Raw genomic sequence first — 25,947 nt, 5'->3', positions numbered from 1 at the left:
GGGAGGCCCCCGGAGTTAGTCGACGATATCGACGGAAACCTTGGTGCCCTGGCGCTGGGCCACGGAGCGCATCAGCGTGCGGATCTCCTTGGCAATGCGGCCCTGGCGGCCGATCACCTTGCCCATGTCCTCGGGGGCCACCCGAAGCTCCAGGATGGTCTCGCTCTCACCTGCGTGCTCGGTGACCTCCACGGCGTCGGGGTGGTCCACCAGATTGCGGGCGATATAGGTGAGCAGTTCCTTCATGCCAGCTGTGCCCTCCTATCAGATGGCGCCAGCTTTTTTCAGCAGAGCCTTCACGGTCTCAGTGGGCTGAGCGCCGGTCTTGATCCAAGCCTGGGCGCGCTCGGCGTCCACCTTGATCTCGGCGGGCTGGGTCAGAGGATTGTAAGTGCCGATCTCCTCGATGAAACGGCCGTCACGGGGATAGCGGGAGTCAGCCACCACGATGCGGTAGAAGGGAGCCTTCTTGGCGCCCATACGACGCAGTCTGATCTTAACCATTGTATCTTCACCTCCATGTAATCGTAAAGCATATCTATGGAAACGCGGCGTGGCGCGTTTACCACCGTTTAGAAGGGCAGACCAGGCATTTTGCCCAGCTTACCCAGTTTCCCCAGCTTGCCAAGACGCTTCATCTGCTTGCCGGAGAACTGTTTGCTCATCTGCTGCATCATGTCGAACTGCTTGAGCAGACGGTTGATGTCCACCACCTGGGTACCGGAGCCGGCGGCGATGCGCTTTTTCCGGCTGTTGTTGAGCAGGGAGGGGTCCTCCCGCTCGGCAGGGGTCATGGACAGGATAATGGCTTCGGTGCGGGCCAGGGACTTCTCGTCCACGTTAGCACCTTCCAGAGCCTTGGCGTTGACGCCGGGGAGCATCCCCGCAATGTCGGACAGGGAGCCCATGCTCTTGATCTGCACCAGCTGATCGTAGAAGTCCGAGAGGGTGAAGCGGTTTTTCCGCAGCTTCTGCTCCAGCTCGGCGGCCTTCTTGGCGTCAAAGGTCTGCTGGGCCTTCTCGATGAGGGAGAGCACGTCGCCCATGCCCAGGATACGGGAGGCCATCCGGTCGGGGTAGAAGATGTCCACCTGGTCCAGCTTCTCACCCTGGCCCACGAACTTGATGGGCTTGCCGGTAACAGCTTTGATGGAGAGGGCTGCGCCGCCCCGGGCGTCGCCGTCCAGCTTGGTGAGCATGACGCCAGTGATATCCAGAGCCTCGTCAAAGGCCTTGGCGGCGTTTACCGCGTCCTGACCGATCATGGCGTCCACGATGAGCAGGATCTCGGTGGGGTCAATGGCCGCCTTCATGTCCTTGAGCTGTTCCATCAGCTCCTCGTCCACGTGGAGACGGCCGGCGGTGTCGATGAATACGATGTCGTTGCCGTGCTTCTTGGCGTGCTCAATGCCCGCCTTGGCGATGTCGATGGGGTCGATCTGACCCATCTGGAACACAGGCACGTCTACCTGGGAGCCCACAACCTCTAGCTGAGTGATGGCGGCGGGGCGGAAGGTGTCGCAGGCCACCAGAAGGGGCCGCTTGCCCTGCTTTTTCAAAAAGCCCGCCAGCTTGGCGCCGTTGGTAGTCTTGCCGGCGCCGTTGAGGCCGCACAGCATCACAACCGTGGGGGGCTTGGGAGAGATGGTCAGCTTGGTGCTTTCGCCGCCCATGAGATTGGTCAGCTCTTCGTTGACGATCTTGACGATCATTTGAGCGGGAGTCAGGCTCTCCAGTACGTCGGAGCCCACGGCCCGCTCGGTGACAGAGGCCACAAACTGCTTGACCACCTTGAAGTTTACGTCGGCCTCCAGCAGGGCCATCCGGATCTCCTTCATGGCCTCCTTTACGTCGGCCTCGGTGAGACGGCCCTTGCCCCGCAGCCGCTTAAAGGCGGCGGACAGCTTTTCGGTCAGTCCTTCAAATGCCATGGGGTCACTCCTGTTTCAGCTGATCCAGAACACTGCGGATGCGGTTGCACTGGATCTCAACCTCGTCGTCCTGCCAGCGCTGGTCGTTGCGCTGGGCGATGGCGTTCACCGCCTCTTCCACCTCCAGGAACTGCTGCTGCATCTTGTGGAAGCGCTTGATGATGCCGGTTTTGTCCTCCAGCTCGGTGAGGATGGCCTCGGCCCGGACAATCACGTCCCGGACGCCTTGGCGGGTGATGCCGTAGTTCTCGGCAATCTCAGCCAGAGAGAGGTCCTCATTGTAGTAGAGGTCGTAGAATTCCTTCTGTCGGTCGGTGAGCATATCTCCATAAAAATCATAGAGCAGAGCCATGCGGTAGGCCTGGTTCTTCATGGTACACCCTCCTTCAGTAAGTCGTTCTGTAAAGGAAGTAAAGTTTCAAAGCTTTACAACAGAGGTGATGATACACGATTTTCCTCCGTTTGTCAAGGGGGAACGGGGGAATTCTTTTCTTTTTTTCGCCCCGGTCCGGGCTGGTGGCGGACGCATATTTTTCCCCTGCCGGTAAAGACTAGAGCCATTGAAGAAAAGGAGGTTACACCCGTGAAAACCCGTATCCTGACGGCCGCAGCGCTGACGGCCGCCCTGCTCACCGCGGCCCTGCCTGCCTCGGCGCTCTTTCTGGACCAGGAGGAGACCAGCCCCACGGTGCTGGACGTGGTGAAGAACGGTATGGCCACCGAGACCATCGCCTTCCAGTCCTCAGACTTTGTGGTGGAGGGGGAGGGCGCTCTGGACGCCATCGTGATCACCCAGCTGCCCGAAGAAGGCATACTCACCGTGGGCGGCCAGATGGTGGGAGAGGGGGATGTGATCGCCATGACTGCCGTGGACGGCCTGCGCTTCACCCCCTCTGTTACCCCCACCGCTCTGGAGGCCAGCTTTACCTTTCAGCCACTCTTTGCCGACGGTGAGCCGGGACAGGAGGTTGGGGTGGAGGTCCATCTGCTGACCGAGGCCAACGGCGCCCCGGTGGCGGAGAATCTGGAGCTGTCCACCTATAAAAATGTGGCGGTCACCGACCGCTTTTCCGCCGTGGACCCGGAGGGTGACCTGCTGACCTACCGGCTGGTGAAGAAGCCCGCCCGGGGTTCGGTGACCATCGGGGAGGATGGCCAGTTCGTCTACACCCCCTATGAAAACAAGACCGGCAAGGACTCCTTCACCTATATTGCCATGGACACAGTGGGCAACGCCTCCGACCCGGCTACAGTCAAAGTAAAGATCGAAAAGCCGGACACCAAGGTGACCTACGCCGATCTCAGCGGTCACCCGGCTCACAAGGCGGCCATCCGCCTGGCGGAGGAGGGTGTCTTTGTCGGCGAGTGCATGGGAGGGGAATACTTCTTCCAGCCTGACGCCGCTGTCACCCGCAGCGAGTTTGTGGCCATGGCTATGAATGCTGCCGGGGTGGAGTCCCTGGAGGGGGTGTTCCGCACCGGCTTTGCCGACGACGAGAGCATTCCCACCTGGGCCAAGCCCTATGTGTCCTCCGCCCTGAAGTGCGGTCTGGTCCAGGGCACCACCGATGATGAGGGCCGGGTGGTGTTCCGGGCCGATGATTCCATCACCACCGCCGAGGCGGCGGTGCTGCTGGACCGGGTGCTGTCCGTCACCGACGTGGACGCCCAGACCTTTGCCGCCGACGCTCCCGCCTGGGCGGCTCAGTCGGCGGCCAACCTGTCCACCTGCGGGGTGCTGCCGGCGGAGGCCGGCCTCACGGAAACTCTGACCCGTGGAGAGGCGGCCCAGCTGCTGTGCGCCGCCCTGGATCTGCTGGACAGCCGGGACACCGGCTGGTTTTAAAGGAAATATGAGAAAAACGGCCGCCATCGGCGGCCGTTTCCCTTTATGCACGGGGGCGCAGTTTATACCATATGATAAAAAGAAGTAACCCGGCAAGGCAGATTCCGCCGCCCAGCCAGAAGGACCAGGACAGATTGATTTCCGCCAGAGCACCGAACGCCAGGTTGGTACCAACTCCCACCCCATCTATGATCATGGCCTGGACACTGAGGGCGGTGGCCCGGTGGGGTGTGGTCACCTGCTTGTTTTGCAGCTCCATCAGGAAGGGCTGGCACAGGGTATTGCACAGCCGCAGAGTGAGAATGGCACAGATGGAGGGGAGAGGGGCAGTGGTCAGAGCCAGGGCGATACAGGCCAGTACCCCGCCGCCGCAGAGCAGCACCGCCGTTCCCACGGTGCCTGTCCGGCGGGTGAGTCGGGCGGACCAGATTCCCGCCATGCCCAGTACTGTGGCGGCGATATAGAGGGCACCAATGGCCCAATCGGGCAGGCCGGCGCGGGCATATTGCAGCTGATTTAAAAAGGTGGTGATGGTCTGGTGGGCCTCGGAGAGGAGGGCCGCCGACAGGAGAAAGAGGAGCAGACGTCGATTGGTCAGCGTCTGGCGCAGGATATCCAGGGTCAGCCGTGGAGAGAAGGGGGCGGGTGACTTCACCTCGGTGAGCCCCAGGGCGCACAGGGCGGCGGCGCCATAGCTGAGGACAGTGAGGCCCCCCGCCAGGGCGTAGTTGTCTCCGACAAACAGGGAGAAGATGAGGGCGGCGATGAGCAGCCCGGCGGTCTGGAGGCTGTTGTACCACCCAAAAACCTGCTGGCTGTCCTGCTCGCCTCTGGAGAGGTAGAGAATGCTGGTGTCTACCCCGGACATCCCGGCTACCACCACGCTGAGCATGACCCGCTCCAGCAGGAAGCCGCCGAAGCCGTCTGCCTGCCAGAACACGATTTTGGACAGGAAATAGAGAAAACAGCACCCGATCATGGTGCGTTTGTACCCCAGCTGGTCGGCCAGGATCCCCCAGGGCACCTCCAGCAGGATGCACAGAGCCAGGGAGATGCTCTCAATGAGGGTGATCTGGGCGATAGACACGCCCTGCGCTTCCCGGTAGAGGGTGGCCACAGGGCCGTAAAAGACCATGCCCTGCAAGAGGGCGATGGCGTACATACATCTTAAATTCCGTTTCATGAAAAAGATCCAATCCTTCCTGAATTTCTGCATCAAAACAAGGCGCTGGATCACAGCGCCGGGATGTTAGGATGCACCTCAGATGGGATTGGACCGATACATCATAGTTGCTTCACTCTATGAAAGGAAGTTCTGGGTTCAATGTAGCAGAATGGCGGAGGAATGTCAAGCGGTAGGGTATGACCACCGAAAAAAGAAAGATTTCATGCACAGATAGTCGAAAGGTAGTTGAGTATAGAGGTAAAGCGTGCTATAATATACCATTAGCGCGTATCATATTGTATCAAACTGGCAACTGAGGTGTATTATGAAGATCGTAGTTTTGGCCGGGGGTCTGTCCCCAGAGCGGAACGTGTCCCTTTCCACCGGCACCATGGTGACCGAGGCCCTGCGGGCTCTGGGCCATCGGGCGGGACTCATCGATATGTTTTTCGGCCTGGAGCAGGGCTGTGCAGACGAGTCTTTCTTTGATGCGCCGGTGCCCGAATCCTTTAAAAAGATCAGCCGGGAGGCCCCTGACCTGGAGCAGATCAAGGCCAGCCGTCCCGGCGACAGCAAGAGCGTGTTTGGCCCCGGTGTGCTGGAGCTGTGCCAGATGGCCGATCTGGTGTTCCTGGCCCTCCACGGCACCTGCGGCGAGGACGGCAAGGTCCAGGCTGCCTTTGACCTGATGGGCATCCCCTACACCGGTGCGGGCTACCTGTCCAGCGCCATCGCCATGGACAAGGACCTGACCAAGCGGATGGTGGCCGACGTGGTGAATACCCCCGGCTGGAAGACCGTGGAGTACAAGGCGGAGGACATTGAGGGCCTGGTCAAGACCGCCCGGCTGCCTCTGGTGGTAAAGCCGGTAGCCAGCGGGTCCTCCATCGGTGTGTCCATCGCCTATACCGCCGACGAGCTGCGCAAATCCCTCACCGACGGCCTGACCCTGGGAGGCCGCACCGTGCTGGAAGAGTATGTGAAGGGCCGTGAGATCCAGGTGGGCATCCTGGACGGCAAGGCCCTGCCCTCCATCGAGATCATCCCCAAGGAGGGCTTCTACGACTACGCCAACAAGTATCAGCCCGGTGCGGCTCTGGAGGTGTGCCCCTCGGAGATTCCGGCGGAGTGGGAGGAGAAGCTCCGCGCCGCCGCCCTGCGGGTGTATGAGACCCTGGGCCTGTCCGTCTATTCCCGGGCCGACTTCATCGTCACCAGCGACGGTGAGCCCTGGTTCCTGGAGATCAACACCCTGCCCGGCATGACCCCCACCAGCCTGCTGCCCCAGGAGGCCGCCGCGGTGGGCATTGATTACAACAGCCTGTGCCAGCGCATTGTGGAGGCCTCCCTGGAGGCCAGAAAACAGGGCCGGTAAACCGGCATCCGGAACGAGAGAGATTGAAGGAGACAACAACATGGAGCCGATGACCATACGAGAGATCATGGAAGCGGTAGGCGGCAGCCTGCTGGGTGAGTTCGGAGATCTGAACCGGGCGGTGAGCCGGGTGGAGACCGACAGCCGTACCATCCATCCCGGTTCTCTGTTCATCCCCCTGGTGGGAGAGCGCTTTGACGGTCATGCCTACATCAACGCCGCCCTGGAAGGGGGCGCTGACGGGTGCTTCACCCAGCGGGAGCGGGACAGCTATCTGCCCGGCAAGTTCTATATTAAGGTGAAGTCCACCCACCGGGCCCTGCGGGATCTGGCCAAGTATTACAAGCAGAAATTCCCCATCCCTGTGGTAGCCATTACCGGCTCGGTGGGCAAGACCACCACCAAGGACATGGTGGCGGCGGTGCTGGGGGAGAAGTACAACGTCCTCAAGACCGAGGGCAACCTGAACAACGACATCGGGGTGCCCATGACCCTGCTGCGGCTCAAGCCGGAGCACCAGATCGCCGTACTGGAGCTGGGCATGAACCACGCCGGAGAGATCGACTATCTCTCCGCCATTGTGGAGCCCGACATGATCCTCATGACCAACATCGGCGACTCCCACATCGAGCATTTCGGCTCCCGGGAGAAGATCCTGGAGGCCAAGAGTGAGATCTTCCACCACGCCAAGCCGGGCGCGCCCGCCGTCATCAACGGCGACGACCCGCTGCTGAACACCCTGCCCGGCAAGCTGGACCACCCCTTTATCCGGGTGGGCTCCGCCCAGGGGCTGGACTACCGGGCAGTGGATCTGGCCAGCGACGGCAAGAGCCGGATCAGCTGTAAGGTGGAAACGCCTGACGGTGATTTCCCGGTGGAGATCCCGGCTCTGGGTGACCATATGATTTATCCTACCCTGATGGCGGCGGCGGTAGGCCAGCACTTCGGCCTGACCGCTCAGGAGATCGCCGACGGAGTGCTCCACTTCGCCCCCACCAAGATGCGGATGAACATCCTCACCCGTGGGGATGATATCACCATCCTCAATGACACTTACAACGCCAATCCCCAGTCCATGCGGGCGGCGGTGGAGGTGCTCTCCAACGCCAAGGGGGAGTACAAGGTTGCGGTGCTGGGCGATATGTTTGAGTTGGGCCCCCTGGCTCCCGCCCTACATGCCGGCATCGGCGAGTACTTGGCCAAGGCGGGCATCCACTGCCTGGTAGCAGTGGGCGAGCTGTCCAAGCATATTTACGATGCCGCCAAGGCGGCAGGTGTGCCGGTGTGCTGGCACTGCGCCGACAAGGCAGAGGCCAAGCCGGTACTGGACAGCGTGGTGCGCCCTCACGCTACCATTCTGGTAAAGGCCTCCCGGGGCATGGCCCTGGAGGAGCTGGTGGAGTACCTGCTGACCATCACCAAAGAGGCGTAATGGCGAAAAAAAGACCTTCCCCCCACCGGGGGAAGGTCCTGATGCTATCTGTGTTATCCAAACAGCTTCTGCAGATTCTCCTTGAAGGGCGGATAGATGACGCCCTTCTCGGTGATGATGCCGGTGACCAGGCTGTGGGGGGTCACGTCAAAGGCGGGGTTGTACACCTCCACCGTGGCCGGCGCGGTCTGGACTCCGTACAGGGTACGTACCTCGTTCTTGTCCCGCTCCTCAATGGGGATGCGGTCGCCATCCGGGATCGTCAGGTCGATGGTGGAGCAGGGGAGTGCCACATAGAAAGGAACCCCGTGATGGTGGGCGTTCACCGCCACCGAGTAGGTGCCGATCTTGTTGGCGAAGTCCCCGTTGGCCGCCATCCGGTCGCAGCCCACCACCACCATGTCGATCTTGCCCTTGGCCATCAGGCTGGCAGCCATGTTGTCGGCAATGAGGGTGGCGGGGATGTGGTCGGTGACCAGCTCGTAGGCGGTGAGCCGGGCACCCTGGAGCAGGGGACGGGTCTCATCTGCGTAAACCATGTCCACTTTACCCTGCTCGTGGGCGGCCCGGATGACTCCCAGAGCGGTACCGTAGCCGCCGGTGGCCAGGGCTCCGGCATTGCAGTGGGTAAGGATGTGGGCGTGATCAGGCACCACAGAAGCGCCATAAAGGCCCATAGCTTTACACATAGCCACGTCTTCCTGATGGATGGCAATGGCTTCCGCAATCAGGGTTTCCGGATCGCCGCCGCAGGCTTCGGCTTTGCGGGCCATCCGGTCCAGAGCCCAGAACAGATTGACCGCCGTGGGACGGCTGGCGGCCAGGACGGCCTTGGCCTCGGCCAGGTCCTCCCCGGCCAAAGCGGCCAGGCAATAGGCGTAGGCGGCGGTGACGCCAATGGCGGGTGCACCCCGCACTACCATGGTGCGGATGGCATTGGCCACCGGCCGGTAATCGGTGTAGGGGAGCCAGGTCTCTTCCACCGGAAGCTTTGTCTGATCAAGTAAGTAAAGGGTATTTCCTTCCCAACGGATCGCGTCCATAGAGAACTCCTCCTTGTGATGCGGCCCCGGCGGACCGGGGCGTTTTGTTCCAACCGATTGTACCACACACACCATTTGGAGGCAAGCAATGATCGATATCTCCGTCTCGAACCTGTCCAAAGAGTTCGAGGTAGGCAAAAAAATATTGGACGGCCTCACCTTCCAGATCGACCAGGGGGAACGGGTGGGTTTGCTGGGCAAAAACGGCGCCGGCAAGACCACTTTGTTCAAGATCCTTACCGGCGAGCTGGACTGGGACGACGGTGAGGTCCACATCGCCCCTGGCAAGGGGGTGGGGCTTATCTCCCAGATCCCCGTCTATCCGCCGGAGTACACGGTGGAGGACGTGCTCCAGACCGCTTTCGGGCGGATCCGGGCCATGGAGCGGGAGATGGCGGAACTGACTGAGCGCATGGGCCGGGACAGCGACCCGGCTCTGCTGCGGCGGTACGATGCCCTCACTGCCGCCTTTGAGGCGGGGGGCGGTTATGATACCATCACCCCCCTGAATAAGGTGTGCAATGGCCTGGAAATTTCCCAGGATATGCGCAGTCAGCTCTTTTCCTCCCTGTCCGGCGGCGAAAAAACCCGGGTCAACCTGGCGCGGCTCATTCTGGAGGACACCGATATCCTGCTGCTGGACGAGCCCACCAACCATCTGGACCTGCGGGCCACGGAGTGGCTGGAGGAATATCTGGACAAGTATAAAGGTACTGTCCTTGCCATCTCCCATGACCGCTGGTTTCTGGACCGGGTGGTCAAGCGGGTCATTGAGATCCAGGACGGCAAGGCGGAGTTCTACGAGGGCAACTACTCCTTCTACGTGGTGGAGAAAGAGCACCGCTACCAGGAGAAGCTGAAGCAGTACGAGAAGGAACAGGCCAAGATCGAGCAGCTGGAGAAGGCCTCCCAGCAGCTGCGGATCTGGGCCTACTCAGGCAACGACAAGACCTTCAAGCGGGCCCAGTCCATGGAGAAGCGGATTGAGCGCCTGCGTACCACCGACAAGCCCGCCAAGGAGCGCCGCCTGGATATGAAGTTCGGGGAGCGGGAGTTCCGGGGCGACGAAGTTTTGACCATCAAGGAACTGAAAAAGTCCTTTGACGGGCGCACCCTCTTCGACCACGTCAATCTGGAGGTGGTGGGCGGCGAGCGCATCGCCCTGCTGGGAGATAACGGCACCGGCAAATCCACCCTGCTGAAGATTTTGCTGAAGGAGGAGGAGCCAGACTCCGGAAAGCTAAAGATGGGGCCAACTGTAAAGGTGGGTTACCTGCCCCAGATCATCCATTTCTCCCACCCGGAGCGCAACCTGGTGGACACCATGATTTACGATCAGGACTGTTCCACGCAAACCGCCCGCAACCGGCTGGCCGCCTTCAACTTCCGGGGGGAGGATGTGTTTAAGCCGGTGTCCGCCCTGTCCGGCGGCGAACAGAGCCGCCTGCGGCTGTGTATGCTGATGGATGAGCAGATCAACCTGCTTATCCTGGACGAGCCCACCAACCATCTGGATATTGCCAGCCGGGAGTGGATTGAGGAGGCGGTGGCCGACTACGAGGGCAACCTGCTCTTCGTATCCCACGACCGCTACTTCATCAAGCAGTTCGCCACCCGGATCTGGATGCTGGAGGATGGACATATCACCGACTTCCGGGGCACCTTTGAGGAGTTCCGGGCAGCCCGGGAGCGGGCCAAGGCCCAGGCTGCCGCCCCGGTGAAGGCGGAGCCGGAGAAGCCCAAGAAGGAGAAGCCCAAGCGCCCCGGCGGCACCAAGGAGCTGGAGAAGCAGGTAGCCGCGGCGGAGCGGGCGGTGGCCAAGGCGGAGGAGCGGCAGTACGAACTGTCCCTGAAGGCTGAGGAGGTGGCCTCCAACTATCTGGAGCTCCAGAAGGTGTATGAGGAGCAGAAGGCGCTGGAGGACGAGATCGCCACCCTGTACACCAGGTGGGAGACCCTGGCCGCAGAATTGGAAGAGGCCAGAGGATGAGACGAAAGAAACAGTATTACCGCCCCTACGGAGGGCGCAGAAAGCCGGTATGGCTGCTGGCTCTGCTGGCGGCGGTGCTGGCCGCTCTGCTGAGTTTTGCGGTGCTGCTGGGCGTGGTGCTGTCTGGCGCCCACGACAGTATCACCGGCGAACCCAAGGTGATGGTGATCCTGGGCTGCAAGGTGGAGTCCTGGGGGCCGTCCATCCTGCTCCAGGACCGGCTGGACAAAGCTCTGGACTACCTGGAGGATCACCCGGACCTGACCATCGTGGCCTCTGGCGGACAGGGCTCCGATGAGCACCAGAGCGAGGCCCAGTGTATGTACGACTATCTGACCGACCACGGGGTGGATGGAAACCAGATCCTGCTGGAGGACCAATCCCACAACACCTGGGAAAACATCCGCTTTACCCAGGCGCTGCTGGAGCGGGAGGGGATCGACACCAGCCAGATGCTGGTGGTGTCCAACGGCTTCCACCTGACCCGGGTGAGGATGCTGTGGGACAGGGCATGGGAGGGCGATTACACCCTGTCCACCCTGGCGGCCCCCAGTTCCCACATTCCATCCCGGCTGAAGATGTACATCCGGGAGCCGTTGGCTCTGGTCAAGTCCTATTTCTTTGACAGGTGATATGATTTGGATATGCAGCAAAAACTAAGCGCCCTGGACCTGCGTTTTGCCAGTATCGAGGCCCAGCTGGGAGCGGGTGAGACCTATAATGACCCGGCCCTGGTGGCTAAGCTCAATAAGGAGCAGCGGGAGCTGGAGCCGGTGGTCACTGCCTGGCGGGCCTATACCCGCCGTCAGCAGGACCTGAAGGACGCGGAGGAGCTGATGGGCGATCCCGACATGAAGGAGCTGGCCCAGGAGGAGTATCAGCAGGCCAAGGAGGACATCGCACGGCTGGAGGATGAGATCCGCATCCTGCTGCTGCCCCGGGATCCCAACGACGACAAAAACGTCATTGTGGAAATCCGGGCCGGAGTAGGAGGGGAGGAGGCGGCCCTGTTTGCCCACTCCCTGTTCCGGATGTACTCCATGTACGCCGACGCCCGCCGCTGGAAGGTGGAGGTAGACTCGGTGAATGAAACCGAGCTGGGCGGCGTCAAGGAAATCTGCTTTACCATTGAGGGAGACGGGGCCTACTCCCGCCTGAAATTTGAAAGCGGAGTACACCGGGTCCAGCGGGTGCCCGAGACCGAGTCGGGCGGGCGCATCCATACCTCCACTGCCACCGTGGCGGTGCTGCCCGAGGTGGACGAGGTGGACTTTGAGCTCAACCCCGCCGACATTGAGATGCAGGTGTTCCGCTCCTCCGGCGCGGGCGGACAGCACGTCAACAAGACCTCCTCTGCTGTGCGGCTGATTCACAAGCCCACCGGCACGGTAGTGGAGTGCCAGCAGGAGCGCAGCCAGTTCCAGAACCGGGACAAGGCCATGCAGATCCTGCGCTCCCGGCTGTATGAGGAGAAGGTACGGGAGCAGGAGGAGTCCCTGACGGCGGAGCGCCGCAGCCAGGTGGGCACCGGAATGCGGAACGAGCGTATCCGCACCTACAATTTCCCTCAGGGACGGCTCACCGATCACCGCATTGGCCTGACCCTGTATAAGCTGGAGAATGTGATGAACGGCGACCTGGACGAGATCATCGATGGACTGGTTACCGCTGACCAGGCCGAGCGGCTCAAACACAGCCAGGAGGAATAAACGGGAGGCATCCCGGAATCCTAGAAAAGGAGCACTGACCATGGAACTGATCATTCATTTCAATACCCTGCCGGAGGGGCTGACCCTGGATCTGGTACGGGACGATCTGGCGAACCTGCTGGAGGACGACGGCTGGCTCACCGGCTCGGGCGCCGACTATCTGGAGCTGGAGCTGGAGGACGAGAAGGTCAACCCCAAATACGGCATTCTCACCGTGAAGGGCTATCTGCAAAAGGCCAAATTCGCCCCCGATACCACCATTGAACTGGCGGGCACGCCGGTGGGCATCTACGAATAACAAAGGAGACTTGGGTATGAAAAAGGCCATTGGCATCCTGCACATCCTGTCCGGTGCCGCCCTGCTGGCGGCAGGTATCCTGACGGTGGTACAGAGGGACCGCCGTCGCCGCCGCCGTCATCGGTTTTGAGAAAGCGGTGAGGAAGGATGCATACCCTGCGTTTGAACGATAAGCAGATCGGGGAGGCGGCGGACATCCTCCGCCAGGGAGGTCTGCTGGGCATCCCCACTGAGACGGTGTACGGCCTGGGGGCCAACGGGCTGAACAGCGAGGCGGTAGGTCACATTTTTGCGGCCAAGGGCCGTCCCCAGGACAACCCGCTGATTCTTCATATCCCCACCGCCGACTGGCTGGAGCGCTACTGCGAGGACATCCCGGAGGCAGCCTATGCCCTGGCCGACAAATTCTGGCCCGGTCCTATGACCATGATCCTCAAGCACAAGCCCATTGTGCCTGCCGCTGTTACCGCCGGACTGGACACAGTGGGGATGCGCTGCCCGGCCCATCCGGTGTGCCGGGCTATCATCGCTGCCGCGGATGTGCCGGTAGCTGCTCCGTCGGGCAATACTTCCGGGCGGCCCAGCCCCACCAATATGGCGGATATGCTGGAGGATATGGACGGCAAGATCGACGGCATCGTGGACGGCGGCCCCTGCTCCGTGGGGGTGGAGTCCACCATTATCGACCTGACCGAGCAACCGCCCAGGCTGCTGCGTCCCGGTGGCATCACCTTGGAGCAGCTGAAGAGTGTACTGGGCGAGGTGGCGGTGGACCCGGCAGTGACCCGGCTTATGGGTGCCGGGGAGCAGCCTAAGGCCCCCGGCATGAAGTACCGCCACTACGCACCCAAAGCGCCGGTGACGGTGGTTCAGGGTGCGCCCGAGACGGCGGCCCGGTACATCCAGACCCATATGGACCCCGGCGACGGGGTGATCTGCTTTGACGAGTATACCCATCTGTTTGAGGGCCACCCCCTGGAGCAGCTGGGCCCCAGCACCGACGTGCCCGAGCAGGCCAGACGGGTGTTTGACGCCCTGCGTTGGTTTGACGGCACCGACGTGACACACATCTGGGCCCAGTGCCCCGACGCCACCGGCATTGGTCTGGCGGTGGCCAACCGGCTCAACAAGGCGGCCGGATTCCATATCATCCGGGCTGATCAGCCCGATTAACGAAGATGGCCGTGTTTTCACGGCCATCTTTTTTCAAAGTGTTGAAAGGATTCCGTCCTTTGGTTCGTATTCAGGGTGAAACCAAATGAAGTAAGGAGGAATTCACATGAAGAAAATCCTGATGGGTACCGCCATTGCCGCTCTGGTGCTGACGGTGGGAGTGACCGGCGCCTTTGCCGCCGGGGGGCAAAATTATGTGGACGCCAACGGCGACGGGATCTGTGACAACCGGGGGAACTATTGCCGGTTTGTAGATACCGACGGCGATGGGGTGTGTGACTACCATGGTACAAGCTGCCGGTATGGCGGTGGGTACAGTGGACACGGCTGCCACGGCGGCGGCCATCACGGCTGGTAACAGGTCCGGCTGAGCCGAAGGGGAGGTGAGGGTGTCCATGCGAAGCGAAGAGGAGACCAATCAGGCCGTGGAGCGGTATGGAGATACCGTCCGGCGGCTGTGCATGATCCATCTGAAGAACGAGGCGGACACCCAGGACATCTTCCAGACGGTGTTTTTGAAGTATCTGCTCCACGACAAGCCCTTTGAAAGCGGCGAGCATGAGAAGGCCTGGTTCATCCGGGTGGCCCTCAATGCCTGCAAGGACCTGCTCCGCAGCTTTTTCCGCAGAAATACCGTGCCTCTGGAGGAATTGACCGGCCAGGCCGACCAGCTTACCGGCCAGGGGCAGGAGGTGCTGGCCGCCGTGCTGGCGTTGCCCCAGAAGGAGCGGCAGGTGGTATACCTCCACTACTACGAGGGCTATACCGCCCCGGAGCTGAGCCGCCTGCTGGGTAAGAACGTGAACACCATCTACACCACTCTGGCCCGGGCCAGGGCGCACCTGAAGGAAACGCTGGGGGGTGAGGACCATGGATGAGCAGATCCGGGAGGCCTTTGGGCAGCTTCACGCCGGAGAAGCCATGAAGGAAAATACCCGGGCCGCCCTGGACCGGGCGCGGAGCCGCCGCCACCGGCCTGTGGGCTACCTGGCCGCGGCGGCGGCCTGCCTGGTGTTGCTGCTGGTGGGACTGGGTGGATACCGTTACTACTTTATACCAACCACCTATCTCAGCGTGGACATCAATCCATCCCTGGAACTGGGGATCAACAGGTTTGATAGGGTAGTGACCGTCCGCGCCTGGAATGAGGACGGTCAGGAGCTGGCCGACAGCCTGGACCTGAGATTGATGGACTACCAGGAGGCCCTGGAACAGCTGGTAGCCAGTGAGAGCATTGCTGACCGGCTGGCTGCAGGTGAGCTGTTGTCCATCACCGTGGCGGGGGAGGACGAGGTCCAGTGCAGCCGGCTGCTGGCGGGGGCGGAGGACTGTACTGCCGGGCAGGAGAATGTCCAGTGCCATCATGGGGATGCGGAAGCGCTGGAGGAGGCCCACCATGCCGGGCTGTCCCTGGGCAAGTACCAGGCGTTTCTGGAACTTCAGGCTCTGGACCCCACTGTGACGGCGGAGGATGTGGCGGGGCTGACCATGCGGCAGATCCGGGACTGGATTGGATCGCTGGAGCAGGGAAACATTGTAGAGAGTGCCCCGACGGGGAACGGCCACGGCCATCACCACGGCTGGTCCGAGCATGAATAGCGATAAAATCGGGACGGCGAATAAAGCTTCGCCGTCCCGATTTTTCGGCTTTGGAAAAAATCGTTTTCCAAAGGGGCGGAACTTGTGGTATACTAATTAGGCTGCGGATGTGGAGAAGCCGCCACAATTTACAAATCGCTCACACACCCCTTGTGCAGTGTAGTATAATAAGCGCAAAAGCCGCAGATATGCAGCTGTGCATTTCATGCACCTGCTCTTTGCGCAGCAAAGGGCAGGTTGCGTTTGTTACACCATGACTAAGCCGGCAGAGCCGGCTTTCGCCGGATATCTGGCGGGCAAGCGGTGAAGCCGCTTGCTGTCATGGTATACTAACTGCTGGAGGCGAAGGACATGAAACGCATCGGCATCACCGGCCCCACCGGGGCGGGTAAGACCACCGCCCTCAACGTATTGACCGAACTGGGGGCCCATATCATTGACGCCGATCAGGTGTATCATGACCTGCTGGCCCACAGCACTCCCATGGGGGACGCCCTGACGGCCCGTTTCGGTTCTGCTATCCTGGATGAGACGGGACAGGTGGACCGGAAGGCCTTGGGCAGTGTGGTCTTTGCCGATCCCACCGCTTTGGCCGACCTTAATGCCATTACCCATCGATTTATCATCGAAGAGATCGACCGGCAGGCCGCCCAGGCAGAGACGGACGGACGGTCGGCGGTAGCCATCGATGCCATCGCCCTCATCGAAAGCGGCGTAGGGGAGACCTGCGACGCGGTGGTGGGTATTCTGGCTCCCAGGGAGATCCGTATCCGCCGCATCATGGCCCGGGAGGGTATCCCGGAGGACTACGCTCGCAAGCGGGTGGAGGCCCAGCAGGGGGACGGTTTTTTCCGGGCCCACTGTACCCACATTCTGGAGAACCAGGGCACGGCGGAGGAATTTGGCCGAAAAGCCCTGGCTCTGTTTCAAACGCTGATCCCATAAGTTTTCTATATAGGAGGAATCTCACATGGAAGAGAAACAAAAGACCCCCGGTGAGCTGCGGCGGGAGGCCCTGCTCTATCAGCCCAAGAACGGCTATGACCGCCTGAATCCTGCGGAGGAGGCGGATCTGAACGCATATTGCGAGGACTACAAGAAGTTCCTGGACGCCGGCAAGACCGAGCGGGAGTGCGTGGACGAGACCGTCCGCCTGGCCGAGTATCACGGCTTCAAGCCCTTTGTCCGTGGTATGGCCCTCAATCCCGGCGACAAGCTGTATCGGGTGAACCGGGGCAAGGCCATCATGCTGGCCGTTATCGGTACCAAGCCCCTCAGCGAGGGCGTCAACATCGGCGCCGCCCACATCGATTCCCCCCGACTGGACCTGAAACCCAACCCCCTCTATGAGGACGCTGAGCTGGCCTTCTTTAAGACCCACTACTACGGCGGTATCCGCAAGTATCAGTGGGTCACCATCCCTCTGGAGCTCCACGGCGTGATCGCTCTGAAGGACGGTTCCACTGTGAAGGTGTCCATCGGTTCCGGAGAGGGCGAGCCCCGCTTCACCATCGATGACCTGCTGCCCCACCTGGGTGCTGAGCAGTCCAAGAAGCCTCTGGGCGAGGCCATTCCCGGCGAGAGCCTGAACCTGCTCATCGGCAGCCGTCCCTTTGCCGGTGACGAGGGCTCCGACCGGGTGAAGCTGGCCGTTCTGGACCTGCTCAACCAGAAGTACGGTATTACCGAGGAGGACTTTATCTCTGCCGAGCTGTCCGCCGTGCCCGCCTTCCAGGCCATGGATATCGGCTTTGACCGCTCCCTCATCGGCGCCTACGGCCACGACGACCGGGTGTGCGGCTTTGCCGCCCTGGCTGCCCTGTTTACCCTGGGCACCCCCGCCCGCACTGCCGTGTGTATGCTGGCCGATAAGGAGGAGATCGGCTCCGAGGGCGTGTCCGGTATGCAGTCCGCCGCCTTCGATACCTTCATGAGCGATCTGTGTGACGCCCAGCGGGTGACCCTGAAGGCCTGCTATGAGAAGTCCTTCTGCCTGTCCGCCGACGTGACCGCCGCCTTCGACCCCAACTTTGCCGACGTGTACGAGAAGCGCAACAGTGCCAAGGTCAACTATGGCATGGGCCTGTGCAAGTACACCGGCGCCCGGGGCAAGTCCGGCGCCTCCGACGCCTCCGCCGAGCTGGTAGCCTACACCCGCCGTGTGCTGGATCAGAACGGTGTGGTGTGGCAGATGGCCGAGCTGGGCAAGGTGGACGCCGGCGGCGGCGGCACCGTGGCCTGCTATATGGCTGAGCGTGACATCGACACCATCGACGCCGGCGTGCCTGTTCTGTCCATGCACGCCCCCTTCGAGACCGTGTCCAAGCTGGACTGCTATATGACCTACAAGGGCATGAAGGCGGTTTACGAAGCTCAGTAAGTAAAAAGCAAATAGGGAGCGCCCGGCCATCAGGCCGGGCGCTCCCTATTTGCTTGCCCGGACGGCAAAAAAGAACTGGCATGGGTTGATATACAAGGATAAATATGGTATACTACTTCCAACAAAAATAAAAATGGAAATGGAGTGGATCCCATGAAAAGACGCAGATTCTTGTCCCTGATGCTCTCTGTGCTGCTGTTGACGGCGGCCTTTGTGCCCGCCGGGGGCGCTGCCCAGGCGGCGGGCAGCGAGATCTCCGTGTATGTGGATGGGGCGAAGCTGACCTTCGACCAGCCGCCCGTCGCCCAGAACGGACGGGTGCTGGTGCCCTTCCGGGCCATTTTCGAGAAGCTGGGCGCTACAGTGGAGTGGGTACCAGAATATCAGGGAGTGGCGGCCCAGAGGGGCGATACCCTGATTGCCATGCAGTTGGGGAAAAATGTGCTGGCAAAGCAGGTGGGCGACGGTCAGGCCCAGTACTTCGAGTTGGATGTAGCTCCTATAGCTCTCAACGGCCGGACCCTGGTGCCCGTCCGGGCGGTGTCTGAGTCGTTGGACTGCAACGTGCAGTGGGACGGGGCCAACAACCGAGTGGTCATCACCTCCGGCGGCCAGTCGGCTGCCGCCGACCAAAACCGGGTGTACAAGGACATCACCTACAAGGAGGTCCGGAGCAGGGCGGTGTTTGACGGGGACATCCTCTACTTCTCCTTCGGGGGGCAGACCACGCTCTACCGGTATGACGGCGTCTCCGTCACCTCCTTCAACGCGGCGGTCTATCCCGCTGAGATCATTCCCTACGACGGGAAGGTCTACTACCATGGGAGCGGCAGCAATCAGGCCGTCTACCGCATCGATCCCGCCACCGGCGCCAGGTCCATCGTATTCAATCAGGACGGGAAACTGGAGATCGCGCAGATGATGATTTACCGGGACTATCTGGTAGTCACCGGCGAGAACGAGAACTCGGTGTACGCCGTGGACCTGAACACCGGCAGCAGCAGGCAGCTCTACCACAACGATGGGCTGTCCAATTACATCAATATGACGGCTGCGGGCGGCAAGATCTATCTCAGCGACTACTTCTATTCCAATGCCGCCTGGTCCCACTCCATCATTGAGGCCGATCCGGCCACCGGCGCCAGCCGGACTCTATATGACAACGTGGGGAGCGATCTCTTCTGCGCAGCGGACGGCTCGGGCATCTACTTTGATGACGACGGCGCCTATTACTTCCACAACGCCTCCACCGGCGTCCGTCAGAGTGTCAGCGAGAGCAGCTACAACGCTGCCGAGAATGGTTTCCGGCAGGCCAACGTCTATACCTGGACGGCGGATTGGCAGTATGGTCACAGCCAGACCAAGGTGGTGCGGGTCAACCGCAGCACCGACCTCCAGGAGGTGCTCTATCAGGGCAGCTACCAGTGCAGATGCCTGGCCAACAACGACTCCAAGGTGGTCTTTCTTGAGAGCCAGAGCGGCTTTACTGCCGGGTCCAGCTCCTGGGGCGCTACCTCCATCTATATTATGGACAGTAACGGCAGCAACGTGAAAGAGATATTCAACAACGGTACCAGTACCTCCGGCGGCAGCAGTTCCGGCAGCGGCGGCTCCGCCGTGGGCTCTGAGCCCTGCGCCGTCTGCGGCGGAGACGGAATGGTGACCTGCCCCTATTGCAGAGGCACCGGTCAGGGGCAGTCTATCTCCGTCATGGGGATCGAGACCCCTCAGAAGTGTACCTACTGCGGCGGAACCGGCCAGAGGCTGTGCAGCGGCTGTGGCGGTTCCGGTGTCAAAAACTAGATCAGATCAAAGAGAGAGGCAGGACGAAATGTCCTGCCTCTCTCTTTATCCAGGTGTGGTGCTGCGGCAGCGGGTGATCTCAAAGCCGCCGGTACAGGTACGTCCCTCCGCCAGGGTGCGGGCGGCATAGTCGTTGAAGTGCCACCACTCCGACTCCAGGGGCGTCATGCCCGCCTTGCGGAAATAACTCCGCAGGGCCAGAGCCGGGTCATTCATGGTGGAAGCCAGGGTTGTTTCGCCGGGACCAGTGGTGGAGGCTGCCGCCATACTCAGTTCATGGATGGGGGTGGGCATCTCATATTCCTGATACTCCACCGGTTTCATGTAGGAGTACCCGCCGGTGGTGCACAGCTGGGTTTGGGTGACCTTCACCAGGCTTACGTCCACCGCGAAGCCTTTCTGGTGGTTGGAATAGTCGGTGTTGATAAAGTAGGTCATGGACCAGGGCTTTGTGGTGATGCCCGCCTTTACTTCAGGATCCTGCTCCGCCAGAGCGGTGAGGGCCTTCACCACCGCCCGCTGGGCGGTGTAGGGCCGGTAGGCCTCGTACAGCTTCAGGCTGTTGCCCTGGGCCAGGGCCAGCTGCTGGGCGGCGCAGATCTTTTTGGCGGCGGCGTACAGCACCGGCATCAGGTACTGTTCCTGGTCAAAACGGGGATTGTATACCTTACCGTGATAGAGGGCTTTGCCGGTGATACCCGGGATGGTCTTGCCGGAGCTGGTATACCGGGAGGCATAGGAATTGGTGGCGTCATATACGATAGAAGGGACCACATCGGGCAGGTTGATCATGCAGAACCGGTGCTCCACCCACCCTGTGCCGTAGTCGGAGGACACCTTCCACCAGTTTTCCTTTTCCCCCAGGATGGTAAAGGAAGCACCGGCGGGGAGCACCGCGGCGGCCCCGGCGTAGGGATCGGCGGCGGGCTGGGCCTCAGAAAGCTGAGTCGTGGCCTGGGCCTGAACAGGGGAGGGCAGGGGACTGGCTTCCGGAGTGGGCGAGACGGACGGCTCCGCGGCTGGTGTCTCCGAAAGGGCCGGCTCTGGTGCGGAAGAACCAGAGGGCTCCGGTTCAGCGGAGAGGGCAGGTGTTGGAGCAGGTGTGGGAGAAGGCGTCACAACAGGCGTGGGGGAGGGGGTGGCTGTGGGGGTAGGCGCGGGAATGGCGGCCCACAGGCCCTGTTCTACCGCGGCATAGCCGGTGGCGCCGTAGACCGGCAGCTCCAGCCCGCCGGTCAGCTTGGGGACGCTCCGGTCCAGGGTATGGTCCTCATCCCACACAGGTACGGTTGGGGTGGGGGTCGGTGTAGGCTCCGCGCTGGGGGTGGGAGAAGGCTCCGGAGTGGTGGTGGGGATGGGAGTCTGCGTGGGGGAAGGCGAGGGCGGCGTTGGAGAGGGCTCCGGCTGTGGGGCGGCGCAGGCGGCCAGACCGGCCAGCAGGGCCAGGGCGCACAGCAGAGCGGCGGCGCGTCTCATCATACCCATTCTCCTTTATTGTTCCAGCATCTCAACCACACGGCTGAGCACAGTGGCGGCCTCGGCCCGGGTGGAGGTGGCCAACGGCATCAGAGCATTGCCGCTGCCGCCCTGGAACAGCCCGGCGGCGGAGGTGCGGGCGGCGGCTTCCAGGGCCCAGAAGGCAATGTCGCCGTCATCGGCAAAGCCCAGGCCGTTTTCGTCGGGCAGGTCCAGGCAGCGGTCGATGATGGTCATCATCTCCTGCCGGGTAATGGGTCGATCAGGGGCAAAGATGTTTTCATCGGAGCCAGCCACCAGACCCAGTCGGACGGCCTGATGGATGTAGTCGGCGGCCCAAGTGCCTTCCACGTCAGCAAAGAGGGGCTCCTCCACACCTTCGGGTGCCTGAGGCAGAGCATTCTTCTGCGCCAGGGCAGTGTACAGCATAGCGGTAAATTCCGCAATTTTTTCAACTGGTGGGAAAAAGGATGGAAAAACTCCGCCGGATATGATATGATAAAAACTAACCGCCCTGACGCAGTATACCGCGTACAGGGGCGATGTACCGGGGACGAACTCATTTTCAAACGGGTTTCGATTCCCAAAAATCGTGAATGGAGGAAGTCGTTTTGAGCTATTTGTTGGCCATCCTCATGGGGATCATCCAGGGTGTGGCGGAGTTTCTGCCCATCTCCAGCTCCGGCCACCTGGCCCTGTTCCAGCAGTTCTTTGGTATGGAGAACATAGAAGAAAAGTACATGATGTTTACGGTTATGCTCCACTTCGGTACCCTGATCTCGGTGCTGGTGGTCTACTGGAAGGAAGTGGTGGAGATGATCCGGGAGTTCTTCCTGGGCATCGCCGCCCTGGCAGGGAAGGACACCGGTACTCCGCCGCCTCCCGCCCGGCGGATGGTAATGCTCATTATCGTCGCCACCCTGCCCCTGTTTGTGATGGTGCTGCTCCAGGATGCGGTGAACGCCCTGTTTGCCAGCTCCATTATGGTGTCCATTGCGCTGCTGGCCACCGGCTGCATCCTCTTTTTCTCCGACCGGCTGGCCCACGGCCGCAAGACTGCCAAAAACGCTACCATCACCGACGCGCTCATCGTGGGCTGCGGCCAGGCGCTGGCGGTGATCCCCGGCCTGTCCCGCTCCGGTACCACCATCTCCGTGGGTATGCTGCGGGGCTTTGACCGGGCCTTTGCCGTCCGCTTTTCCTTCCTCATGTCCCTGCCCGCCATTGTGGGCGCCAATATCCTGGAGCTGAAGGACGCGGCGGAGAGCGGCTTTGTAACCTCTGAACTGCCCATGTACCTGGTGGGTGTGGCGGTGGCTGCCGTGGTAGGCTATTTCGCCATTCGGTTGGTCAAGACCCTGTCCAATAAGGGCAAGTTCGGCAAGTTCGCCTACTACTGCTGGGCGGTGGGCCTGGGCAGCCTGATTGCCGGAATTGTAAAGACTGTGGTGCTGAAATAAGCACTGCCGCTGTAAAGCGGAAAACCCGACCCTGAAAGGATCTGATACCATGGCCACCGCAAAGAAGAAAAGCACCGGAGGGAAGCGGACTGCCTCTTCCAGCCGGTCCTCCTCTTCCCGCACCACATCCAGCCGCAAAAAGCCCGCCCCCCGCCCGGTCCGGCGGGAGGTGGGGGCCGTGGTGTGTTTGCTGCTGGCCATCTTCGCCGCGCTGGGCTACTTCCACATCCAGGCCATCTTCATCGACTTCTTCTGCGGGCTGGTGAAGGGGCTGATCGGCTACGGCTATCTGCTGCTACCCCCCATGCTGTTGGTGGCCAGCGGTATTCTGGCCTTCCATCGGGGCCGCCCGGTGCGGCTTCGGGTGTGGTGCGCTCTGCTGCTGCCGGTGCTGGCAGGCGGCTTCTTCCACCTGCTGTTGGCCCAGGCTGCCTATGCCTGGGATATGAAGCTGCCGGAACTGCTCTGGAAACAGGGCGAGGCTTTGGCCAGCGGCGGTGTGATCAGCGGTGTGATTGCACTGGGTCTCACGGCTGTGTTCAGCAAGATCGGCGCCGGTATCATTTTTGTGCTGCTGGCTGTGATCCTGGTTATGGTGTGCTTCCATATTTCTCCCACCGATGTGGTGGACAGGCTTCGCAGCCGTCCGGAGTACGAGGAGGAGGAGATCCCCGAGCCCCGTCCCCGCCGGAAGAAAGCCGAGCGTGAGCCGGAACCTGTCCGGGAGGGCCGCAGACAGCAGCCCCAGATCGACATCCCGGTGGACGACGGTCCCCTGGTGGGCAAGAAGCGGGAGCCCAAGCCCATTGAGAAGAAGGAGCGCTTCTTCAACCGCAAGCCTTCGGTGCCCACCCCCGACCAGGTGCTGACCGGCACTACCCAGGCCCAGACGGAGGCGCCGGAGGAGGAGGCTCTGCCCTTTGCCGCCCCGGCAGAGATCCGGCATGAAGCCGTCCAGCCCCAGCCTGTGGTCCAGCCGGAGTCGGAACCCATTCCGGAACCTCAGCCTGTGCCCCAGCCTGCACCTCAGCCTGTGCCTGAGATCGTGCGGGAGCCCGCCGTGCCCCCCACCTCCGCCAAGGCCCGCCAGAAGGAGGAGACCGCCCAGGTTGCCGCCGAGGTGGCCCAGGACATTGCCCGAAGCCTGGAGGAAGAGCCTGTGGCTTACCAGTATCCCCCTGTCTCGCTGTTGACGGAAGGGGAGGGGGTATCCAGCTCCGATGTGGCGGGGGAGCTGCGGGTCAATCAGGCCCGTCTGTCTGATACCATCCGCTCCTTCGGCATCGACGCCAGCATCTCCAACGTGACCCGGGGCCCCTCGGTGACCCGGTATGAGCTGGAGCTGGATCAGGGCGTGCGGCTCAACAAGCTGACCAACCTGGCCGACGACATCGCTCTGGCTCTGGGCGCCACCGGCGTGCGTATCGCCCCCATCCCCAACCAAATCTCCATGGTGGGAATCGAGGTGCCCAACCGTCTGGTGTCCCCGGTGTACATCCATGACGTCATCGACTCCCGGGAATTCCGGGACAACCCCTCCAAGGTGTCCTTTGCCGTGGGCAAGGACATCGGTGGCAACAATATTGTGGGCAACATCGCCAAGCTGCCCCACCTGCTGATCGCCGGTACCACCGGCTCCGGTAAGTCGGTGTGTACCAACTCCCTCATCATCTCTCTGCTGTACAAGGCTACGCCGGAGGAGGTCCGCCTCATCATGGTGGACCCAAAGATGGTGGAGCTGGGCATCTACAACGGCATTCCCCATCTGCTCATCCCGGTGGTTACCGACCCCAAGAAGGCCGCCGGCGCCCTCCAATGGGCGGTGGTGGAGATGATGAAGCGATACCGGGCGTTCTCCGAGATCGGCGTCCGGGACCTGGCCTCCTACAATGCCCACGCCGCCAAGACCGACGACATGGAGAAGATGCCCCAGATCGTGGTGGTCATCGACGAGCTGGCCGACCTGATGCTGGTGGCCGCCAAGGAGGTGGAGGAATCCATCTGCCGGGTGGCCCAGATGGGCCGTGCCGCCGGTATGCACCTCATCATCGCCACCCAGCGGCCCTCTGCCGACGTGATCACCGGCCTGATGAAGGCCAACATCCCCAGCCGTATCGCCTTCGCCGTGGCCTCCTCTCTGGAGTCCCGTATTATTCTTGATACCACCGGCGCGGAAAAGCTGGTGGGCCGGGGCGATATGCTGTATTTCCCCCTGGGCTCCGGGAAGCCCCAGCGTGTTCAGGGCTGCCTGATCTCCGATGAGGAGGTGGCCGCCGTGGTGGGCTTCATCAAGCAGAACAGCGGCGGGGCCGAGTACGATCAGGAGATCATGCACGACATCGAAAAGCACGCCGCCGAGAAGGAAAAGGGCTCCAAGGGCGTGGGCGGCTCCGAACCCGAGGATGTGGGAGACGACTACGACGAGCTGCTGCCTGCCGCCATCGAAGTGGTGGTGGAGACCGGTATGGCCTCGGTGTCCATGCTCCAGCGGCGGCTCAAGCTGGGCTATTCCCGTGCCGCCCGTCTGGTGGACCAGATGGAGGAGAAGGGGGTCGTTGGACCCTTTGAGGGCTCCAAGCCCCGGCAGGTACTCATCAGCAAGGAACAGTGGCAGGAGATGCAGTTCAAGCAGGACATGGCCGGCAGTGCGCCGGAGCCGGTGCCCGACGAGCTGGAGTTTGAGGGGGACGCCATTCCCCAGAGCCGGGATATGCCCCCCTTTGATATGGAGTGATGGGAATGGAGCAGTTTGTAATCCGTCCCGCCGACGAGGGGGCCGGTGAGGCCATCCACGCCGGACTGCGGGCCTATAACCGGAAGTTTGTGCCGGATACGGCGGATCTGTCCCTGGTGGTTATCGACCAGGCCGGGCGGATCATCGGCGGCTGCGATGCCTTCCGGATGGGGGAGCTGGCCATGCTGGATGTGCTGTGGGTGGCAGAGGACCACCGAGGCGCCGGTCTGGGCGCCTGCATCCTGGAGCAGCTGGAGGAGAACGCAGCCCGGCAGGGCGCCAAGCGGCTGGAGCTGAATACCTTCGGCTTTCAGGCCCCCCGCTTCTATGAGAAGATGGGCTACCACCGCTTCGGTGCGGTAGAGCAGGGGACCGGCAGCTACGGCCACTATTTCTATGTCAAAGAGCTGTAATCAGTCAAAACCTCCGGCTAAGCCGGAGGCTTGAGTAGGCCCTAAAAGGGCCTGATACGGACGAAGCCCCTTAAGGGGCCCCGAAAGGTTTGCCGACTGCATTTCTTTCTCGGGCTTACC

25 protein-coding genes are annotated in these 25,947 nt (G+C 61.7%); 17 read left to right on the top strand and 8 right to left on the bottom strand.

Features of this window, described 5'->3' with window-relative positions:
* Nucleotides 1-15: 15 nt before the first annotated feature.
* The 4 genes from B5G06_RS00125 to ylxM all read right to left on the bottom strand — a co-directional run bounded on the left by B5G06_RS00125 (nucleotide 16) and on the right by ylxM (nucleotide 2,304).
* On the bottom strand, nucleotides 16-246 hold the full coding sequence (locus B5G06_RS00125; protein WP_087187088.1) for a KH domain-containing protein: 231 nt from the start codon (nucleotides 244-246) through the stop codon (nucleotides 16-18).
* An 18-nt stretch (nucleotides 247-264) separates the two neighbouring features.
* Nucleotides 265-504, bottom strand: coding sequence for a 30S ribosomal protein S16 (gene rpsP, locus B5G06_RS00120; protein ID WP_007489428.1), 240 nt, complete (start codon nucleotides 502-504; stop codon nucleotides 265-267).
* A 68-nt stretch (nucleotides 505-572) separates the two neighbouring features.
* Nucleotides 573-1,931, bottom strand: coding sequence for a signal recognition particle protein (ffh, locus tag B5G06_RS00115; RefSeq protein WP_087187087.1), 1,359 nt, complete (start codon nucleotides 1,929-1,931; stop codon nucleotides 573-575).
* A 4-nt stretch (nucleotides 1,932-1,935) separates the two neighbouring features.
* On the bottom strand, nucleotides 1,936-2,304 hold the full coding sequence (gene ylxM / locus B5G06_RS00110; protein WP_087187086.1) for a YlxM family DNA-binding protein: 369 nt from the start codon (nucleotides 2,302-2,304) through the stop codon (nucleotides 1,936-1,938).
* Nucleotides 2,305-2,514: 210 nt separating this feature from the next.
* On the opposite strand from ylxM, the gene B5G06_RS00105 reads away from it, so the two are divergent.
* Nucleotides 2,515-3,777, top strand: coding sequence for an Ig-like domain-containing protein (locus B5G06_RS00105; protein ID WP_087187085.1), 1,263 nt, complete (start codon nucleotides 2,515-2,517; stop codon nucleotides 3,775-3,777).
* A 43-nt stretch (nucleotides 3,778-3,820) separates the two neighbouring features.
* Here the strand turns inward: B5G06_RS00105 and B5G06_RS00100 are convergent, their stop codons facing one another.
* On the bottom strand, nucleotides 3,821-4,960 hold the full coding sequence (locus B5G06_RS00100; protein WP_087187084.1) for an MFS transporter: 1,140 nt from the start codon (nucleotides 4,958-4,960) through the stop codon (nucleotides 3,821-3,823).
* Between the two features lie 307 nt (nucleotides 4,961-5,267).
* Here B5G06_RS00100 and B5G06_RS00095 point away from each other — a divergent pair, with 307 nt between their 5' ends.
* Together B5G06_RS00095 and murF are read left to right on the top strand one after the other, a co-directional pair.
* Entirely contained in the window at nucleotides 5,268-6,317 is a 1,050-nt protein-coding gene (locus B5G06_RS00095) for a D-alanine--D-alanine ligase (RefSeq protein ID WP_087187083.1), read from the top strand.
* Between the two features lie 40 nt (nucleotides 6,318-6,357).
* Nucleotides 6,358-7,749 carry a UDP-N-acetylmuramoyl-tripeptide--D-alanyl-D-alanine ligase gene (murF, locus tag B5G06_RS00090; RefSeq protein ID WP_087187082.1) on the top strand — a complete coding sequence of 464 codons (1,392 nt, stop codon included), beginning with the start codon at nucleotides 6,358-6,360 and terminating at the stop codon, nucleotides 7,747-7,749.
* A 53-nt stretch (nucleotides 7,750-7,802) separates the two neighbouring features.
* Here murF and mtnA read toward each other — a convergent pair whose 3' ends face one another.
* Nucleotides 7,803-8,792, bottom strand: a complete 990-nt coding sequence (gene mtnA, locus B5G06_RS00085) for an S-methyl-5-thioribose-1-phosphate isomerase (protein ID WP_087187081.1) — start codon at nucleotides 8,790-8,792, stop codon at nucleotides 7,803-7,805.
* An 88-nt stretch (nucleotides 8,793-8,880) separates the two neighbouring features.
* On the opposite strand from mtnA, the gene abc-f reads away from it, so the two are divergent.
* From abc-f to B5G06_RS00030, 11 genes are all read left to right on the top strand, one after another.
* Entirely contained in the window at nucleotides 8,881-10,782 is a 1,902-nt protein-coding gene (gene abc-f / locus B5G06_RS00080; RefSeq protein ID WP_087187080.1) for a ribosomal protection-like ABC-F family protein, read from the top strand.
* Nucleotides 10,779-11,414, top strand: a complete 636-nt coding sequence (locus B5G06_RS00075) for a YdcF family protein (protein WP_087187079.1) — start codon at nucleotides 10,779-10,781, stop codon at nucleotides 11,412-11,414. The genes abc-f and B5G06_RS00075 overlap by 4 nt, the downstream gene beginning before the upstream one ends.
* A 12-nt stretch (nucleotides 11,415-11,426) precedes the next feature.
* On the top strand, nucleotides 11,427-12,491 hold the full coding sequence (gene prfA, locus B5G06_RS00070) for a peptide chain release factor 1 (protein WP_087187078.1): 1,065 nt from the start codon (nucleotides 11,427-11,429) through the stop codon (nucleotides 12,489-12,491).
* Nucleotides 12,492-12,531: 40 nt separating this feature from the next.
* Nucleotides 12,532-12,789 carry a hypothetical protein gene (locus B5G06_RS00065; RefSeq protein ID WP_087187077.1) on the top strand — a complete coding sequence of 86 codons (258 nt, stop codon included), beginning with the start codon at nucleotides 12,532-12,534 and terminating at the stop codon, nucleotides 12,787-12,789.
* Between the two features lie 147 nt (nucleotides 12,790-12,936).
* Entirely contained in the window at nucleotides 12,937-13,962 is a 1,026-nt protein-coding gene (locus B5G06_RS00060; protein ID WP_087187076.1) for an L-threonylcarbamoyladenylate synthase, read from the top strand.
* A gap of 106 nt (nucleotides 13,963-14,068) precedes the next feature.
* Nucleotides 14,069-14,320 carry a hypothetical protein gene (locus tag B5G06_RS00055; RefSeq protein WP_087187075.1) on the top strand — a complete coding sequence of 84 codons (252 nt, stop codon included), beginning with the start codon at nucleotides 14,069-14,071 and terminating at the stop codon, nucleotides 14,318-14,320.
* Between the two features lie 37 nt (nucleotides 14,321-14,357).
* On the top strand, nucleotides 14,358-14,840 hold the full coding sequence (locus tag B5G06_RS00050; RefSeq protein ID WP_087187074.1) for an RNA polymerase sigma factor: 483 nt from the start codon (nucleotides 14,358-14,360) through the stop codon (nucleotides 14,838-14,840).
* Nucleotides 14,833-15,561, top strand: a complete 729-nt coding sequence (locus B5G06_RS00045; RefSeq protein WP_087187073.1) for an anti-sigma-I factor RsgI family protein — start codon at nucleotides 14,833-14,835, stop codon at nucleotides 15,559-15,561. Before B5G06_RS00050 ends, B5G06_RS00045 begins: the two co-directional genes overlap by 8 nt.
* Before the next feature lie 351 nt (nucleotides 15,562-15,912).
* Nucleotides 15,913-16,506, top strand: coding sequence for a dephospho-CoA kinase (gene coaE, locus B5G06_RS00040; RefSeq protein ID WP_087187072.1), 594 nt, complete (start codon nucleotides 15,913-15,915; stop codon nucleotides 16,504-16,506).
* A gap of 25 nt (nucleotides 16,507-16,531) precedes the next feature.
* Nucleotides 16,532-17,941 (top strand): aminopeptidase, encoded by a 1,410-nt coding sequence (locus B5G06_RS00035; RefSeq protein WP_087187071.1) that lies wholly within the window; start codon nucleotides 16,532-16,534, stop codon nucleotides 17,939-17,941.
* Between the two features lie 153 nt (nucleotides 17,942-18,094).
* The gene (locus tag B5G06_RS00030) at nucleotides 18,095-19,744 is read left to right on the top strand and encodes a stalk domain-containing protein (RefSeq protein WP_087187070.1); all 1,650 of its coding nucleotides are present in this window, start codon (nucleotides 18,095-18,097) and stop codon (nucleotides 19,742-19,744) included.
* A gap of 45 nt (nucleotides 19,745-19,789) precedes the next feature.
* Here B5G06_RS00030 and B5G06_RS00025 read toward each other — a convergent pair whose 3' ends face one another.
* A complete protein-coding gene (locus B5G06_RS00025; protein ID WP_087187069.1) occupies nucleotides 19,790-21,223 on the bottom strand; it encodes a M15 family metallopeptidase in 1,434 nt (477 codons plus the stop codon).
* Nucleotides 21,224-21,235: 12 nt separating this feature from the next.
* Complete coding sequence (locus B5G06_RS00020) at nucleotides 21,236-21,649, bottom strand: S-layer homology domain-containing protein (protein ID WP_087187068.1); 414 nt, start codon at nucleotides 21,647-21,649, stop codon at nucleotides 21,236-21,238.
* 182 nt (nucleotides 21,650-21,831) lie between these two features.
* Here B5G06_RS00020 and B5G06_RS00015 point away from each other — a divergent pair, with 182 nt between their 5' ends.
* From B5G06_RS00015 to B5G06_RS00005, 3 genes are read left to right on the top strand one after another with little or no spacing between them, the layout of a single operon-like run.
* Nucleotides 21,832-22,680, top strand: a complete 849-nt coding sequence (locus tag B5G06_RS00015) for an undecaprenyl-diphosphate phosphatase (protein WP_242955283.1) — start codon at nucleotides 21,832-21,834, stop codon at nucleotides 22,678-22,680.
* Between the two features lie 49 nt (nucleotides 22,681-22,729).
* Nucleotides 22,730-25,414, top strand: coding sequence for an FtsK/SpoIIIE family DNA translocase (locus B5G06_RS00010; RefSeq protein WP_087187066.1), 2,685 nt, complete (start codon nucleotides 22,730-22,732; stop codon nucleotides 25,412-25,414).
* A 5-nt stretch (nucleotides 25,415-25,419) separates the two neighbouring features.
* Nucleotides 25,420-25,827 carry a GNAT family N-acetyltransferase gene (locus B5G06_RS00005; RefSeq protein ID WP_158094640.1) on the top strand — a complete coding sequence of 136 codons (408 nt, stop codon included), beginning with the start codon at nucleotides 25,420-25,422 and terminating at the stop codon, nucleotides 25,825-25,827.
* Nucleotides 25,828-25,947: the final 120 nt, after the last annotated feature.

The organism is Flavonifractor sp. An52, assembly GCF_002159385.1.
GTDB classification, from domain to species: domain Bacteria; phylum Bacillota; class Clostridia; order Oscillospirales; family Oscillospiraceae; genus Flavonifractor; species Flavonifractor avicola.
The sequence above is the reverse complement of the archived record's forward strand: the minus strand, read 5'-3'. Positions and strand labels throughout refer to the sequence as shown.